Annotated in this window: 13 protein-coding genes; 1 reads left to right on the forward strand and 12 read right to left on the reverse strand. The window is 69.0% G+C overall.

The features are described 5' to 3' along the window. The first annotated feature begins 110 nt into the window (after positions 1-110). A complete protein-coding gene (locus ACWDNU_RS09815; RefSeq protein WP_449668505.1) occupies positions 111-3,260 on the forward strand; it encodes a BTAD domain-containing putative transcriptional regulator in 3,150 nt (1,049 codons plus the stop codon). Between the two features lie 239 nt (positions 3,261-3,499). Here ACWDNU_RS09815 and ACWDNU_RS09820 read toward each other — a convergent pair whose 3' ends face one another. The 12 genes from ACWDNU_RS09820 to ACWDNU_RS09875 all read right to left on the reverse strand — a co-directional run bounded on the left by ACWDNU_RS09820 (position 3,500) and on the right by ACWDNU_RS09875 (position 15,079). After that, positions 3,500-4,810, reverse strand: a complete 1,311-nt coding sequence (locus tag ACWDNU_RS09820; protein ID WP_449668506.1) for a glutamate-1-semialdehyde 2,1-aminomutase — start codon at positions 4,808-4,810, stop codon at positions 3,500-3,502. A 6-nt stretch (positions 4,811-4,816) separates the two neighbouring features. Next, positions 4,817-5,356, reverse strand: coding sequence for a dTDP-4-dehydrorhamnose 3,5-epimerase (rfbC, locus tag ACWDNU_RS09825; protein ID WP_449668507.1), 540 nt, complete (start codon positions 5,354-5,356; stop codon positions 4,817-4,819). Further along, the gene (locus ACWDNU_RS09830) at positions 5,353-6,534 is read right to left on the reverse strand and encodes a polysaccharide pyruvyl transferase family protein (RefSeq protein ID WP_449668508.1); all 1,182 of its coding nucleotides are present in this window, start codon (positions 6,532-6,534) and stop codon (positions 5,353-5,355) included. The genes rfbC and ACWDNU_RS09830 overlap by 4 nt, the downstream gene beginning before the upstream one ends. Beyond that, a complete protein-coding gene (locus ACWDNU_RS09835) occupies positions 6,531-7,484 on the reverse strand; it encodes a glycosyltransferase family 2 protein (RefSeq protein WP_449668509.1) in 954 nt (317 codons plus the stop codon). The genes ACWDNU_RS09830 and ACWDNU_RS09835 overlap by 4 nt, the downstream gene beginning before the upstream one ends. Then, a complete protein-coding gene (locus tag ACWDNU_RS09840; protein ID WP_370940586.1) occupies positions 7,481-8,773 on the reverse strand; it encodes an MATE family efflux transporter in 1,293 nt (430 codons plus the stop codon). Before ACWDNU_RS09840 ends, ACWDNU_RS09835 begins: the two co-directional genes overlap by 4 nt. A 40-nt stretch (positions 8,774-8,813) precedes the next feature. Next, the gene (locus tag ACWDNU_RS09845) at positions 8,814-10,079 is read right to left on the reverse strand and encodes a DUF4910 domain-containing protein (RefSeq protein WP_449668510.1); all 1,266 of its coding nucleotides are present in this window, start codon (positions 10,077-10,079) and stop codon (positions 8,814-8,816) included. Continuing rightward, on the reverse strand, positions 10,079-11,101 hold the full coding sequence (locus ACWDNU_RS09850; protein WP_370932255.1) for an NAD-dependent epimerase/dehydratase family protein: 1,023 nt from the start codon (positions 11,099-11,101) through the stop codon (positions 10,079-10,081). Before ACWDNU_RS09850 ends, ACWDNU_RS09845 begins: the two co-directional genes overlap by 1 nt. 4 nt (positions 11,102-11,105) lie before the next feature. Then, complete coding sequence (locus tag ACWDNU_RS09855) at positions 11,106-11,750, reverse strand: PIG-L deacetylase family protein (RefSeq protein ID WP_449668511.1); 645 nt, start codon at positions 11,748-11,750, stop codon at positions 11,106-11,108. After that, positions 11,747-12,535: a glycosyltransferase family protein gene (locus ACWDNU_RS09860; RefSeq protein ID WP_370932253.1), complete on the reverse strand. Its 789-nt coding sequence runs from the start codon at positions 12,533-12,535 to the stop codon at positions 11,747-11,749. The genes ACWDNU_RS09855 and ACWDNU_RS09860 overlap by 4 nt, the downstream gene beginning before the upstream one ends. Continuing rightward, positions 12,532-13,770, reverse strand: coding sequence for a methyltransferase domain-containing protein (locus tag ACWDNU_RS09865; protein ID WP_449668512.1), 1,239 nt, complete (start codon positions 13,768-13,770; stop codon positions 12,532-12,534). The genes ACWDNU_RS09860 and ACWDNU_RS09865 overlap by 4 nt, the downstream gene beginning before the upstream one ends. A 200-nt stretch (positions 13,771-13,970) precedes the next feature. Then, complete coding sequence (locus ACWDNU_RS09870) at positions 13,971-14,843, reverse strand: LLM class F420-dependent oxidoreductase (protein ID WP_449668513.1); 873 nt, start codon at positions 14,841-14,843, stop codon at positions 13,971-13,973. Then, positions 14,840-15,079 carry a hypothetical protein gene (locus ACWDNU_RS09875; protein WP_449668539.1) on the reverse strand — a complete coding sequence of 80 codons (240 nt, stop codon included), beginning with the start codon at positions 15,077-15,079 and terminating at the stop codon, positions 14,840-14,842. The genes ACWDNU_RS09870 and ACWDNU_RS09875 overlap by 4 nt, the downstream gene beginning before the upstream one ends. Positions 15,080-15,173: the final 94 nt, after the last annotated feature.

The raw sequence follows: 15,173 nt of genomic DNA on the forward strand, positions 1-15,173 counted from the left end.
TCCTTCTGGTGCGGTGAACCCGAGGTTGCCCGCCGCCGCTCACACGCGGCTCACACGGCGCGCACACCCCGGTTCGGGCGGCTGACCGGCAGACGCGCGAAGATCGAAGGGTGGCTGTTGTCCCGCTTCGCGTGACGTTGCTTGGCGCCGTGCAGGTGTCGCGCGGCGATGCCGTCCTGCCCGTTTCCGGCGCGCGGCTGCAGGCACTGACGGCGCGGCTGGCGCTCGCGGGCGGCCGCCCGGTCGAGCCCAGCGTTCTGGTCGACGCGATCTGGGCCGAGGACCCGCCCGCCGACCCCGCGCACGCCCTGCAGGCGCTCGTGTCGCGGCTGCGCCGGACGCTCGGTTCGGCGGACGTCGTCGCGCAGGTCGCGGGCGGCTACCGGCTGGCCGTGGAACCGGCCGACGTCGACGTGCTGCGGTTCGAACACCTCATCGCCGCAGGTCGGGGCCATCTGCGGGCAGGAGAGCGGTTAGCCGCCGCGGACGTGCTCGGCGAGGCCGTGGCGTTGTGGGGCGACCGGACCGAGCCCGCAGCGGTCGCCGCGGTGTCGGTGGCCGCCGCGATCCGCTTGGCCACCCTCGCCGTCGAGGCAGTGGCCGATCTCGCCGACGTCGAGCTGTCGCTGGGCCGCGTCGAGACGGCTGCCGCCCGGCTGACCGGCCTGCTCGCGGAACACCCGGTCCACGAACGGGCGGCCGCGCTGCTCATGGACGCGCTGGCCGCCCAAGGCCGCCAAGCCGACGCGCTCGCCCGCTATGAACAGATTCGCGAGGCACTGGCCGAGACCCTCGGCACTGACCCGGGCACCGCCCTGCGGGAGCGGCATCTGCGCCTGCTGCGCGACCCGGTCCCCGCGGCTGCCTCGGACGGCAACCTTCCCGCCGCGCTGACCAGCTTCGTCGGACGGGACGAAGACCTCGCCCGGATCGCCGAGCTGCTCGCGACCAGCCGGCTGATCACCGTGCTCGGCCCCGGCGGCGCCGGCAAGACCCGGCTCGCGCTGGAGGCCGCCCGCCGGCACGAATACGCCGGGGGCGCTTGGCTGATCGACCTCGCTTCGGTCTCCGAACCGGCCGAAATCGGTGCGGCCGTGCTGGCCGGGATCGGGCTGCGCGGCGGTGCCCTGTTCGAAGCGCGGACCGGGACTGAGCTAGACGTCCTCGCGGATCAGCTCGGCGGCCGGAAACGCTTGCTGCTCATGGATAATTGCGAGCACCTGGTCGACGCCGTGGCCCATCTGGTCGCGGCGCTGCTGTCCCGGTGCGCCGGGCTGCGGGTGCTGGCCACCAGCCGCGAACCGCTCGCGGTCGACGGAGAAGCGCTGGTGCCGCTCGGCCCGCTCGCCCTGCCCGAGCCGGGCGCGGACGTCGAAGGGGCCCGGCAGAGCGCGGCGGTACGCCTGTTCACCGAGCGGGCCGCGGCCGTACGTCCTGGTTTCGTGGTGGACGAAGCGAATCTCGCCGACGTCACGACCGTGGTCCGCGGCCTGGACGGCTTGCCGCTGGCGCTGGAACTGGCTGCGGCCCGCCTGCGCACGCTTGCCCTGCCCGACCTGGTGGCCGGCCTGTCCGACCGGTTCCGGCTGCTTGCCACCGGCAGCCGGACTGCCTTCCCGCGACACCGGACGTTGCGTGCGGTCATCGCGTGGAGCTGGGATCTGCTCGGTCCGGACGAGCGGACGGTCGCGGAACGGATCTCGGTCTTGCCCGGGGGAGTCGTCCGGGATTCGGCCGCCGCGGTCTGCGCGGACGCGGTGCCGCCTGCCGACATCCCGGACCTGCTCGCGGGCTTGGTCGACCGGTCGTTGCTGCGGCTCGTGCCCGACACCGGCCGGTACCGGATGCTGGAGACAATCCGCGAGTACGGGCTGGAAAGCCTTGCCGTGCAAGACAATGTACGGGACCGCGCCGCGGAGTACTTCGCCGGTCTGGTCGCGGACTACGAGCCGCTGCTGCGTGGCCCTCAGCAGTTGGCCGCGCTGAAGGTGTTCCACGCCGAGTACGACAATGTGCTCGCCGCCCTCCGCCACCTCTGCGACACCGGAGACGCCGGCCGCGCGATCGGGCTCGCGGTGAACCTGACCTGGTACTGGCAGATGCTCGGCCGCCACGCCGACGCGATTTATTGGCTCAGCGAAGCGGTTTCGACACCCGGCGCGCAGCCGAGCGTGGCGCGCGCCGTCGCCGAGCAGGTGCTGCTGCTCAACCGGTTCGCCGCCCAGGCTCCGCCCGCCGACTGGCGCGAGCAGCTTCGAGCACTCGCCGACCAGCCGGAGCTGCCGTCCTTCGGCGGTGCGCTCGTCGCGCTGCGGCTGGCCACCCTCCCCGAAACGAACGCGCCGCCGGAGACCGTCCAGCGGTTCATTGACGGGCCGGACGAATGGCTGTCCGGTCTGGCGCACTTGTACCGGGCCCAGTTCGCCGAAAACGCAGGCCATTTCGACCAGGTCCGCGGCGACGTCGCGGCCGCGCTGGAGATCTTCGGCCGGGCCGGCGACCGGTGGGGCCTCGCCACCGCCTTGCCGCTGCGCGCGCTGCTGCGGCAGTACGACGGCGATCTCGACGGCGGGCTGGCCGATCTGGACGAGGCCAGGGCGCTGGCGCGCGAGTTCGGGTCGCTCAGCCGCAGCGACGAGATTTTCCTCGACCTGCGCGCGATCGACCTGCACGTCCGCCGCGGCGAGACCGCGCGGGCGGGCGAGCTGATCGCTGCCGCCAGGGAGCGCGTGGAGTCTCCCGAGCTGGCGATCTTGACCGACGCGCTGGAAGCCAGCCTGTGGGTGCGGATCGGGGACCTGGACCGTGCTCGCGAACGGATCGAGTCGGCTCAGGCCGGATTGTCGGAACACCTGCCGTTCGGCGGGGGCCACGAGCAGGCACTGATCTCGGTGGCGCATGGTGCGCTCTGTCTTGAGACTGGCGACGGGCCGGGAGCGGAAGCGGCGCTGAGCCGGGCGTATCTCGCCGCGGTCGACAGTGCGGATATGCCGATTCTGGCCAGCGTGGCGGTGACCGTGGCCGGGGTCGCGGCGTTGTACGGGCGTTACCGGGAGGCGGCCGCTCTGCTTGGCGCGGCGGCCCGGCTGCGGGGCGTGCACGACCGAACCGATGTGCAGGTCCGCGCACTGAGCGCCCGCGGCCGCGCCGAGCTGGGCGACGAAGGTTTCGCCGCCGCGTACGAAAAAGGCTGGCGGCTGACCGCTCCGGCGGCCCAGCTCTCCACCGACCCAGCGTGGCTGCGGCAGGTCGGTCCGTGAGGGGACCCTTGAAGGAATCTGATTCCCTCAAGGAGTCCCTCACGGACGAGACGCGCCCAGTTCCCGCCGCCCCGTGTCTTCCCCGACGCAAGCGAACGGTCCGCCAGCGGCTTCGACCTGGGCGGACACGCCTCAGCCGCACCCATAACGCCGCCTTAAGTCCCTGGCATTGCCTGTTGATGGTCGTGAGGGGAACCCTGAGGGAATCTGATTCCCTCAGGGTTCCCCTCACGTACTTGCTAAGCCTTCCGCCGAAACACCGGCTTCACCGGCCGCCCGCCCAGCCACGGCGACGGATCCCCAGCCTCCAACGCCTTCCGGTACACCACGCAAGCCGACGCGACCACCTCCACAGTCCGGTCGACGTCCTCCTCCGTCATCGCCGCACTGACCACAAAGGACGGAGCCAGCACCCCGTTCTCCAGCAGGCACCGCATGAACAACGTCCGGTACTCCTGCGACGGCCGCCCATCCGCGTCGAGAGTCGCGAACACCAGGTTGCTGTACCGCCCCCGCACCAGCACTTGCTCGCCGACCCCGTGCGCGGTCGCCACCTCCGTCACGCCAGCGGCCAGCCGAGCCCCGAGCGAGTGCAGCCGGGCCGTCACGTCGTCGGCCGCATAGGAGTCCATCACCGCCATCGCGGCGGCCAGCGATGGGGTCTCCGCGCCGTGCGTCGTCGACAGCAGGAACACCCGGTCCCGCGAATCGCGCAGGCCCCCAAGCTCCATCAAATCCCGGCGACCAGCAAGCGCGGAGACCGCGAAGCCGTTGCCGAGCGCTTTGCCGAACGTCGAGAGGTCCGGCGTCACGCCGTACAGGCCCTGCGCGCCGTGCTCGGAGTACCGGAATCCGGTGATCATCTCGTCGAAGATCACCAGCGCACCGTGCTGATGCGCGAGATCGAGCAGTCCGGCGAGATAGCCGTCCGGCGGGGCCACGTCCTTGGTGGGCTCCAGGATCAAGCCCGCCACCTGCCCGCCGAACTGGCGCAGCATCTGCTCGGTCGCGGGGAGATCGCCGTACGGAAAGGGCACGGTCATCGCCATCGTCGCGGCGGGAATCCCGGCCGACATCGGGGTGGTGCCGATGAACCAGTCGTCGGTGGAGAAGAACGCGTGGTCGGCGCAGTGGGCGACCAGCGGCCGTCCGGTGGCGGCGCGGGCGAGCCGGACGGCGGCGGTCGTCGCGTCGGAGCCGTTTTTCGCGAACTTCACCATGTCCGCGGTCGGCACCGTCGCCAGGAACTGCTCAGCCGCTTCAAGCTCCACAATGGACGGACGGACGAAGTTGTTGCCGCGCTCCAAAACGTCGCGCACGGCGGCGGTCACGTGTGGATGTGCGTGGCCGAGGCTGACCGCGCGCAGGCCGGAGCCGTACTCGAGGTAGCGGTTGCCGTCGACGTCCCAGACGTACGCGCCGCGCCCGTGCGAAATAACGGGCGCGAGATGTTCGGGGTATTGATCCTCGCCTTTGGCGTAGGTGTGCGCACCGCCGGGTATAGCGCGGTGCAGTCGTTCGTTCGCGATGCGGGAGAGTGGCAGGTCCATGACGGGTCACCTCAAGGCGTCGGCCAGCGAAGGGGCCGATGCGTCGCGTTCGGACAGCAGTGCCGCGGGCAGCGGCCACGGGATGGCGAGCTCCGGGTCGTCGTGCGCGATGGCGACGTCCTCGGACGGGTCGTGCGCGCGGTCGATCCGGTACGACACGTCGGCGACGTCGCTCAGCGCCTGGAAACCGTGTGCGCATCCGGCCGGGATGTAGATGCTCTCCTGGGTGTCGCCGGAGAGGTGAAACGTTTCCACGGAACGGAAAGTCGGCGAGTCCCGCCGCAGGTCGACCACGACGTCGAACACCTCGCCGAACGAACAGCGCACCAGTTTCGCCTCGCCCGCCCCGGAGCGCAGGTGCATCCCGCGCACCACGCCGCGGAGCGAGCGGGACACGCTGTCCTGTGCGAAACCGTCCGGATCGATCCCGGCCGACCGGGCGACTTCGGCGTCGAAGGTCCGCGAAAAGAAACCGCGATCGTCTCGGTGCGGCGTCGGCTGGAACAGCCACACACCCGAGATCGACGGAACGGGAACGGCTTTCACGACACCTCCGCGGGAATGAGCGACCTCGACAACAGGGCGAACTGGTCCTTCAGTTGCTGGTTGCATTCCTCGTTGCGAGCGGCGAGTTCCGCCTTGAGCTCCGGTGCCTGTCGCTGCAATTCCTCGAACTGCTTGATCAACCGAGGAACGTCGACCGCGCGGGCCTCCTGGCAAAACCCGCCGAGCCCCATTTCGGCCATCAGCACGTCGTTCTTCTTCGCGTATCCAATCGCGACCGTCGGCCTCCCGACCTTCAACGCGCACAACACATTGTGGTACCGAGTAGCCACGACCGTGCCTACTTCGGCCATCGAGCGCATCAGCTCGTTCAGCGTGCCGGGGACAGCCGCGGAGAGCAGCGGAGAGTCGACCGTTTCGACGATCTCGTCCACCACTTCAAGATCGATCCGGTCCCCGATGAAGAGCCGGACCGGACGTTCCTGGCGAACCAGATACCGCACGAACTCGGTCATCGCATCCACGTACGCCCGGTAAATCTCGTCACCGCGCGCACGATCGTCGTTGCCGCCGTAGTACGCCATCACGCCGATACCAACCGCCCGCGGATCCTCGACGGCGGCCGGAGTCGGCAAGGCAAAGGCAAGATCGGGATAAACGCGGTCATTGGTGACCCGCACCCCCATGTCCGCCATCGCCGAACGCGACAGCTCATCACGGAAGGACCGATACGCCGCGAGCTGCGACGCATACCGCACCAGAAACCGCGTCGCCGGCACCCGAATCCGGTCGGCGCCCACGCTGACCAGCGCGACCTTCGTCCGCCCCAGCCGCCCGCACAGCGAAAGCAGGAACAGCGCGTACGGGAATCCCCACGGCCGCAACGGAAGCGTCGCCTCCAGCACGCCCATGCCCGGAACGATCACCACGTTCTGCCGCCGCACCCACCAGGCTGTGCGGAAAACGTCGATGACCTTCCCGAGGGCTTTGGTCGCGATCGACCGCAGCCCGGACGCGTGCCGGTACTCGCCGCTGTACCAGTTAAGCCGCACCGCAGGGATCCCGTACCGCGCGCGAATGGTGTCCGCCCCACCACAGAACGCGGACACCTTCGCGTACGGATGTTCCGTCCGCAGGAAGCCGAGCACCGCTTCCAGCGAGCCGTCGTTGCCGAGGTTGCCTGAACCGAGAAGTCCGAAGACCCCGACCCGAACGGTCACGGCACCCGCCGTTCGCGCCCGGCGACCACGCGGTCGACCGTGAGATTCAGCTCGGCCGCGTGCACCGGAGCCCGGTCCTCGACGCGTTCCCCGCCTCCGCCCGGCCGGGCCCGGCTGGCGAACCACTCCACCAGCGCGAGGTAGCAGGCGCGACGTTCGCCCGACGACAGCGGCGCGGAGCGGATCCCGTGCACGAAACCCCACACGTACTCGGCGAGCAGCCGCGCGGTCGGGTTCGTGAGAGCGTTGCCGCGCTTCGGATCGAGATTCGCGCACCGGGAGCGCTTGCTCGGGTTCGCGCGCTCCGCCCGGTCCGGGTGATCGCGGCGGAAGTACAGCAGCTCAGGCACTTGATAGAACGGGCCGTGCAGCGCCAGCTCAGCCACATACGTGCGGTCAGCGTGGTGGTAGCTGTCCATCGGGGTGACGCGACGCAGCGCCGCCGTGCGCATCACACCGTAGAAATCGTCCCCGCCGGGCTCGAACAGCAGGCTCTTGAACCGTACCGACGGTCGCGGCGCATCCGTCTTGTGCCGGTAGTCCAGCGGCACCGTCACCGCGCCATTCTCGTCGATGATCGCCTGATGCGAGTGCGCGAGGATCATCTCCGGCCGCGCGTCGAGCGCTTCGACGCACTTCGCCAGCAGCTCCCGGCCGTAGAGATCGTCGTGCGACGCCCACTTGAACAGCTCGCCGCGCGCCTGGTCGAGCAGGACGTTGTGGTTCGGGGTCGCGCCGATGTTGCGCTGCTGGCGCAGATACCGGATCCGCGAGTCCTCCTGCGCGTACTTCCGGGCGATCTCTTCCGTGCCGTCTTCGGACGCGTTGTCGGAGATGATCAGTTCGAAGTCCTCGTAGGTCTGCCCGAGCAGCGCGTCGAGTGCTTCGCTGAGGAATTCCTCTCCGTTGTAGACGGGCAGACCGATGGTCAGCCGGGGCACCGTGCTCATGCCGGTTTCATCTCCTCGGAAGCCGAATGGAGTTCTGCTTGGCTGAATGAACCTGACGCGGCGGGAAACTCCGGCACCGCCGCGAAGTGGTCGCGGAGCGCGCTGCGCAGCTGCCACCACCACACGGCCGATCCGGTGAGCGTGGCGGCCGCGACGCCCCACTCCGAGCCAGCCGCACCGCCGAGCACGGCCCCGATCAGGCCGAACACGACGTAGCACGCGGATGCGATCAGCTGTGACCGCAAGCTCCGTCGCGCCATCCCGAGCGCGCGCAGCCCGGCCGTCGCGCCGGTGGTGAAGCTTGCGCCGACGACCGCCATCGTGACCGCCGGGACCAGCAGCGACGAGCTGTCCCACAGCGAACCGAGCACGAACCGGCCAGCGTCTTCGGGAACGAAGAACCACAGTCCGAGTCCCCAGATCAAGGCAGCGGCGGCCTGCGCGGCACCGAGCACGACGCAGAAGTGCCACAACCGATGCGGCGACTGGCGGAGCACCCGCGCTCCCTCGGCGACAGTGACGAGGGAAAGTCCCATGAGCAGCGCGAGAAACGGCCCGAGCAGCTGTTCCGCGCCGCGCACCGTGCCGACCGCGGCCAGCCCGGAAATCGCGCCCAGCCCGTACGCCCGCAGCTGCGACGAACCGCTGTTGCTGACGTTCTCCACGAGGTACCGCACGCCCAGGTCGCGATGGTCCCGCAGCCACGTGCGCACTCCGCTGAGCCGCGGCAGGACGCTCGTCTGGACCCAGCCGAACGCGGCCGCGACCCCGGCGGAACAGCCCCAGGCCAGCAGGAACGCGACCACGGTGTCGTAGCGCGCGGCGAGAACGAGCGCCGGGAACAACGCGACGGCCTGGATCCCGTCGTTGAGGAACGCCTTGTGCCCGGTGCCCTGCGCGAAGAACCCGAACCGCCAGGAGTCCTGCACGAGCAAGAACGGCAGCACCACCCCGAGCGCGACGAACGCCGCCCCGAGCGAACCCCCGACCACGAGTCCAAAAAGGACACTGACCAGCCCGGAAGCGACTCCCACGACGAGCGCGGTCCCGACCGCCTGGCCCACCGCGGTCCGCCAGCTCGCCCTGGCGACGCCGGAGAAACGCACCATCAGCGGGTCGGTGGCGAGGCCGCGCGAGATGTTGAGAATGACGCCGTACGTCACCCACGCGATGCTGAACAGGCCGAACGCCGTCGCGCCGAGCGAGCGCGCGACGTACAGGCCGACCACGAAGTTGGTCAGGCTCGAAACAGCCTGGTCCCCAAGGCCCCAGCTGAGCCGTCCCGCCATCGCGCGGACGGCTCGCGAACGCAGGATCGACGGCACGGCCTCACTCCTTCAGCAGTCCGGCGGCTTGAAGGGCATCAGCCGCCGCGGCTACGGCACCGAACGGCAGGTCCGCCCGTTCGGCGATGTCGAGGAGGCTGTGGTCGCCGTCGGAGAGGCTGAGCACCCACAGCATGGCCAGCTGCGCTTCCTTCGCGTCGCTGCGCCCGCCGAGCGAGTCGTACAGTCCGCGCTTGCCGAGCTGCGGTTCGCCGTACGGGCTGAGGTTCACGTAGCGCCGGTTGCGGTCCAGCACGGAAAACGCCGTCCGCAGCGTGTCGAGGGTGTCGGCCATCGAGTCCGGATCGACGAAGGACGGGTTGTCCGCCGAGGTGTGGTACTCCGGGTAGCCCGCGTACTGCGTGCGCGTGAGCGAGCCGACGCCGAGGTTGAACCCGGGGGAGCAGAACTGGCGTTCGTCGTAGCCGTACGGCGAGAAATCGCGGATCTCGTGCGGTTTGTCCTTGAGGATGTGCGCGAAGACGCGGTCGATGTCGGCGTCCCCGCGTCGGCTGCGCTTGTAGGTCAGCGAACCCCGGTCCCCGGCGCAGGCCAGCACGACGCCGTGCTTGACCTGGTCGATGCGCTCGGAATTGCGCGCCAGCCAGGTGATCGCGCCGATCGTGCCGGGCATGAACAGGAACCGGTAGGTGTAGTACGGCTTTTCCCCGGCCAGCGCCTGCGCGAGCGCGACGGCGACGGCGATACCGGCGAGGTTGTCGTTGGCCAGCGACGGATGGCAGAGGTGACACGAGACGAGCACCTCGTCGGACACCTCGCCCGGCACCACGTGCTCGCCGTAGGTGAGGTGTCCGTCGGCGAGCGTCGAGTCGATTTTGACGTGGTAGTCGCCCTCGGGCAGCGTGTCGAGCACGTCCTGCGCGAGGCAGAAACCCCAGGTGGGGGAGTAGTAACTGGTGCGGTACGGGATCAGCGTCGGCTGCTCCGGCAGCGTGTGCAGGTGCGTGCGCAGTTCGGTGAGGCTGACGACCCGGTCGACCGGGACGCTGTAGCCGACCACGTGCAGGTTCGACTTCCGGAAGTCGATCACCCGCCGTCCGGAGGAATCCGCGACGAACGCGTCGCGGATGTTCCACTCCGGCGGCACGGTCCAGTCCAGCACCTCGGTGCCGCTGGGCACCTCGTACCGGTCGAGCGGGAGGTGCTCGCCGATGACGGCAAGAGTCTGCCGTACGCCGTCGCCGGTGATGCTCCGGCAGAACGGGTACAACCTTTCCACCAGAGCGTGCATCTCGGGCCCCGTGCGCATCAGGCGTGCCGCAGGGTGGCGTCGACCGCTCCGGCGGCCTGCCGGTCGCTCAACCAGTTCAGCCGGGTGAAGCGGTGCTGGAACTGTTCCTGGGTCAGGCTGTTGCGGCGGTAGGCATCGAACAGTTGCAGCGCACCGTCTTTCACGCCCCACTTGCAGTCGAAGGAGGGGACCGCCTCGCGGAACCGGGAGAAATCGACGCGGTAGGAGCGCGGGTCGGCCCCGGCCTCGCCGGTGATCCGCAGCTTGGAACCGGGCACCACCGCGACGACCTCTTCGGCGATCTCGGCGACCGTCACGTTGTTGCGCTCGGTGCCGATGTTGAACGCCTTGTTGTGCACGGCTTCGCGCGGCGCTTCGAGAGCGGCGGTGAAGGCGTGGGCGATGTCGTCGGCGTGCACCAGCGGCCGCCACGGCGTCCCGTCGGAGAGCACGAGGACCTCGCCGGACAGGTAAGCGTGGCCGACCAGGTTGTTCAGCACGATGTCGGCGCGCAGCCGCGGCGAGAAGCCGAACGCGGTGGCGTTGCGCATATACACCGGAGTGAAGTCGTCGTCGGCCAGCTCGGAAACCTCGGCCTCCACGCGGACCTTCGACTCCGCGTACGGCGTGACCGGCCGGAGCGGGGCGTCCTCGTCGACCAGGCCACTGCCGCCGGAAGCGCCGTAGACGGAGCAGGTCGAGGCGTAGAGGAACCGGGAAACCCCGGCCTCCTTCGCGAGTTTCGCGAGCTTCACCGACGCGTGGTGGTTGATGTCGTAGGTCAGCTCGGGGGCGAGCGAGCCGAGCGGGTCGTTGGACAGCGCGGCGAGGTGGATCACCGCGTCGAAACCCTGCAGGTGCTGGGCTTTCACGTCTCGCAGGTCAACGGCGAGCCCGACCGGATCGTGCGGGGCCGGGCCGAGCACACAAGCGGCGAACAAGCCCGAGTCGAGGCCGATGACCTCGTGTCCCGCCGCGGCGAGCACCGGTGCCATCACCGTGCCCAGATATCCCGTGTGCCCCGTGAGCAGCACGCGCATGCCTTCAGCCCCTTAGGTCGATGACGAGTTTGTTCGCCTCGAACGCCTCGGCATAGCGTTCTTGGCATTCGATTCCGCGAATCCGCGCGAGGCCGAGGAAGGCCTCGCGGTCGTACCACGGCCGGTGCTGCTGAGAGCCGTAATGCTCGTGCAGCAATTCGATCTTGCGCTGCATCACGTCGTCGGACAGCGGCGCGTAGGCGGGCAGCCGTCCGAGGTCCCCGTCCCATTTGACGATCTCGTAGCCCAGCGTCAGATGACCGCGGAACACCGTGGGCACGAGCTGGGCGAGCCCGCGGTGGTCTTGGTGCGCGTCGATGGTGCGCGGCGCGAACACGACGTCCGGATCGGTGCGGCGGCGGAGGTCTTCCAGCGCGTTCTTGGCTTCCTCCCAGTGCGAGGGGAGGCGACCGTCAGGCAGCTTGAGCACCGTGACGTTCAGCTCGGTGCCCGGGCAGAACGCGGCCAGCGCGGCGCGTTCCTCGGTCTCCCGGTCGGTGCCGCCGCCGGACAGCACCAGCGCGTCGACCTGAAGCCCGGGACGCTGTCCGCAGATCTCGAGGAGCGTGCCACCCGCGCCGATAGCGATGTCGTCGCAATGCGCGCCGAGCACGACGATGCTCTTCAGCTCGGCGCCGAGGCGGATCACGAGTGCACCTTTTCGCGTTCCCACAACGCCCACGGCCGGTCGCCGTGCGTGTACGCGGCGTCGAGCGCGTAGCGTTCCTTGACCGTGTCGGTCGGCTTCCAGAACCCGCGATAGGGGTAGGCGAGCAGCCGGCCGCGCTTGGCGAGTTCGCCGCAGCCGTCGGCGACCAGGTCGCCGTTCTCCGGGATGTGGTCGAAGATCTCCTGCCGCAGCACGAAATAGCCGCCGTTTTCCCACAACGGGAGTTCGCTGACCGGAGTGATCGCGCCGATCAGGCCGCCCTCGTCCATCTCGACGCAGTGGAACGACGACTGCGGCGGCACGACGAGCATCGAAGCGCCCGCGTCGGTGTTCCGGAACCGCTCGACGATGTTGTCCAGCGGCGCGTCGGTGAGGACGTCGGCGTAGTTGGCGAGGAACATCTCGTCGCCGTCGAGGTGGTCGCGCACCCGGCGGAGCCGTTCGCCGATCGGCGATTCGATGCCGGTCTGCACGAAGGAGATCGTCCAGTCGGCGATGTCGGTGGACAGCAGTTCCGGCTTCCCGCCGCGCAGCACGAAATCGTTGGACGTCGTTTCCTCGTAGTGCAGGAAGAAGTCCTTGATGTGGTGCGCGCCGTAGCCGAGGCACAGCACGAACTCGGTGTGCCCGAAATGCGCGTAGTAGCGCATCACGTGCCAGATCAGCGGCCGGGGACCGACCATCGCCATCGGCTTGGGCACGTCGGACGCCTCGCTGCTGCGCATCCGCATGCCGTACCCGCCGCAGAACAGAACGACCTTCACTTCACTGCCACCTCGACGATTTCCAGGCGCGGAATCGGGAAGACGAGCTTGCCGCCCCACGCGCCGACGTAGGAAAGCTGCTCGGTCAATTCGTCCCGCAGGTTCCAGGGCAGGACGAGCACGTAGTCCGGCCGGTCGGCCGCGATCCGGTCCGGCTCCACGACCGGGATCCGGGTGCCCGGCGTGAACCGGCCGTGCTTGTACGGATTGCGGTCCACCGTGTAGGCCAGCAGGTCCGGCCGGATGCCGCAGTGGTTCAGCAGGGTGTTGCCCTTGCCGGGCGCGCCGTACCCGACGACCGTTTTCCCGGCTTTCCGGGCGGCGAGGAGAAATTCGAGCAATTCCAGCCGGACGCGGGTGACCCGGTCGGCGAATTCGGTGTACCCGGACAGCTCGTGCAGCCCGGCCGCCTTCTCCCGCGCCAGCACGTCGGTCATCCGGGCGCTCGGCTCCCCGGCGGCTTCAGCAGGACGCGCCCAGAGCCGGATCGACCCGCCGTGCGTCGGCAGGAGTTCGACGTCGACCAGGGTCAGGCCGCCGGTCGCCAGCGCCTGCCTCGCCGATTCGACCGTGTAGTACTGGAAATGCTCGTGGTAGATCGTGTCGTACTGGTTCTTTTCGATCAGCGTGAGCAGGTGCTGCACTTCGATCGACACCCAGCCGTCGTCCGCGACGAGCGCGCGCAGCCCGTGGGTGAACCCGCGGATGTCCGGAATGTGGGCGTAGACGTTGTTCGCCACGACGAGGTCGGCCGGACCGTGTTCGGCGCGCACCTCCCGGCCGGTCTCCGCGGAGAGGAACGCGGTGTGCGTCGGCACCCCGGCCTCGCGCGCGGCCTGCCCGACGTTCACCGAAGGTTCCACGCCGAGACAACGGATTCCGCGTTCCACGACGTGCTTCAGGAGGTATCCGTCGTTGCTGGCGACCTCGACGACGAAAGACCGGTCGGTCAGCCCGAGCCGCTCGACCGCGGCGTCGGTGAACCGTTTCGCGTGCTCGACCCACGAGGTGGAAAAAGACGAGAAATACGCGTAATCGGTGAAAGTGTCGGCCGGATCGAGCAGCGGCGGGAGCTGCGCGAGCCAGCATTCCGTGCACACTTCGAGATGCAGCGGGAAAGTCGGTTCGGGTTCGGCCAGCTGCGCGGCGGTCAGGAACCGCTCGCACGGCGGGGTCGCGCCGAGGTCGACCACGCTGGCGGTTCTTTCCGAACCGCAGAGTCGACATGTGGTCATGTACCAGGCTCCTCCGGTAGCGACGCGATCTGCGTAGGGCAGGTCGATCCGCACCCGGCCGTCGTTACAGCGCGCCGGGAACGTCACCGGAGTCGATTCGGAACCGAGATAATGACGGCGGCGGAATGCCGCGAGGTGCTGTGACGAACGGGTGACCGGCTGGCACCGGATGGCGCAGCCGTCACCCGTTCGTCAGCGGGTCACAGCTTTTCCGCCGCCGGGATCACTTCGGTGGCGAACCGTTCGAGCACCGCCGGGTCCGGAACGCCTTCCGCCCAGCCGGTCGCGACGCTGAACCCGAGCTCCGACAGCCGGCCCAGTTCATCCAGCAGTTGCCCGGTTTTCTCGCCGTTTTCACCGGTATCGAGGCGCAGTGAAGCGGTTTTCGTGATCTCGGAGTAGTCGCGTCCGACGTCTTCGCAGTGCTGCCGCAGAACTTCCAGTTTGCGCGGAAGGTCCGCGTTGGGCAGCAAATTGCAGATGTCGCCGTATTGCGCGACGAACCGCAGCGTCTTCTTCTCGCCGCTCCCGCCGATCATGATCGGCGGATGCGGACGCTGGATCGGCGGCGGGCTGTTCAGCAGCCGTTCGGCGCTGACGTGCGTGCCGGTAAAGGGTTCGTCACCTTCGGCCCACATCTGGTGGACGTACCGGAGCGCGTCCTCGAGTTGCTCGAAGCGCTCCTTCATCGGCGGGAACCGGAACCCGAGCGCGCGGGACTCCTCCTCGTTCCAGCCCGCTCCGATGCCGAGGATCGCCCGTCCGCCGGACAGCACGTCGAGCGTCGTCGCCGCTTTCGCGAGCAGGCCAGGGTGCCGGTAAATGACGCCGGTGACGAGAGTGAGCAGTTTGACGCGTTCGGTGTGCGCGGCCAGGAAGCCGAGCGTGGTCCAGGCTTCCAGCATTTCGTGCTCGGGCGGGCCGTAGGCGGAAATCTGGAAGAAATGGTCCATCACCGAGAGGTATTCGAACCCGGCCTCGTCCGCGGTCCGGGCCACCCGCGCCAGGTCCGCGCCGAGCGCCGCCGGGCCGTTCGGCCAGGTCTGCTGAGCGAGATGCAACCCCAGTTTCATGCCAACTCCTTAACCGCCGGAATGATGTCTTGCGCGAAAATCTCCATGCGTCGCCGGTCCGTGCCGCCGGGCAGCGGGCCGATCATGGCCTGGACGCCGAGCCGGTGCAGTCTTCGTGCCTCGGCGAGAAATTCGCCGGTTTTCTCCCCGGACGCGCCGATGTCCAGATAGTGGTAAACCGTCTTCGTGATCTCGGCGTAGTCGCGACCCTCGGTTTCGCAGTGCCGCTTGAGCACGTCGAGCTTGCTGTGTTTGATTGCCCCGGCTTCGCTGTGGCGCCGAGATCGCCGGGAAGCTGGTTTCTTCCCTTCCGATTTCGCCGGCCCGGGG

It is taken from the genome of Amycolatopsis sp. NPDC003676, assembly GCF_053587275.1.

What these genes read in the sequence shown, in the direction of transcription:
- ACWDNU_RS09820 (WP_449668506.1), bottom strand. Translation starts at nt 4,810, where the DNA reads ATGGACCTGCCACTCTCCCGCATCGCGAACGAACGACTGCACCGCGCT.
- ACWDNU_RS09835 (WP_449668509.1), bottom strand. Translation starts at nt 7,484, where the DNA reads ATGAGCACGGTGCCCCGGCTGACCATCGGTCTGCCCGTCTACAACGGA.
- ACWDNU_RS09840 (WP_370940586.1), bottom strand. Translation starts at nt 8,773, where the DNA reads ATGGCGGGACGGCTCAGCTGGGGCCTTGGGGACCAGGCTGTTTCGAGC.
- ACWDNU_RS09845 (WP_449668510.1), bottom strand. Translation starts at nt 10,079, where the DNA reads ATGCGCACGGGGCCCGAGATGCACGCTCTGGTGGAAAGGTTGTACCCG.
- ACWDNU_RS09850 (WP_370932255.1), bottom strand. Translation starts at nt 11,101, where the DNA reads ATGCGCGTGCTGCTCACGGGGCACACGGGATATCTGGGCACGGTGATG.
- ACWDNU_RS09865 (WP_449668512.1), bottom strand. Translation starts at nt 13,770, where the DNA reads ATGACCACATGTCGACTCTGCGGTTCGGAAAGAACCGCCAGCGTGGTC.
- ACWDNU_RS09870 (WP_449668513.1), bottom strand. Translation starts at nt 14,843, where the DNA reads ATGAAACTGGGGTTGCATCTCGCTCAGCAGACCTGGCCGAACGGCCCG.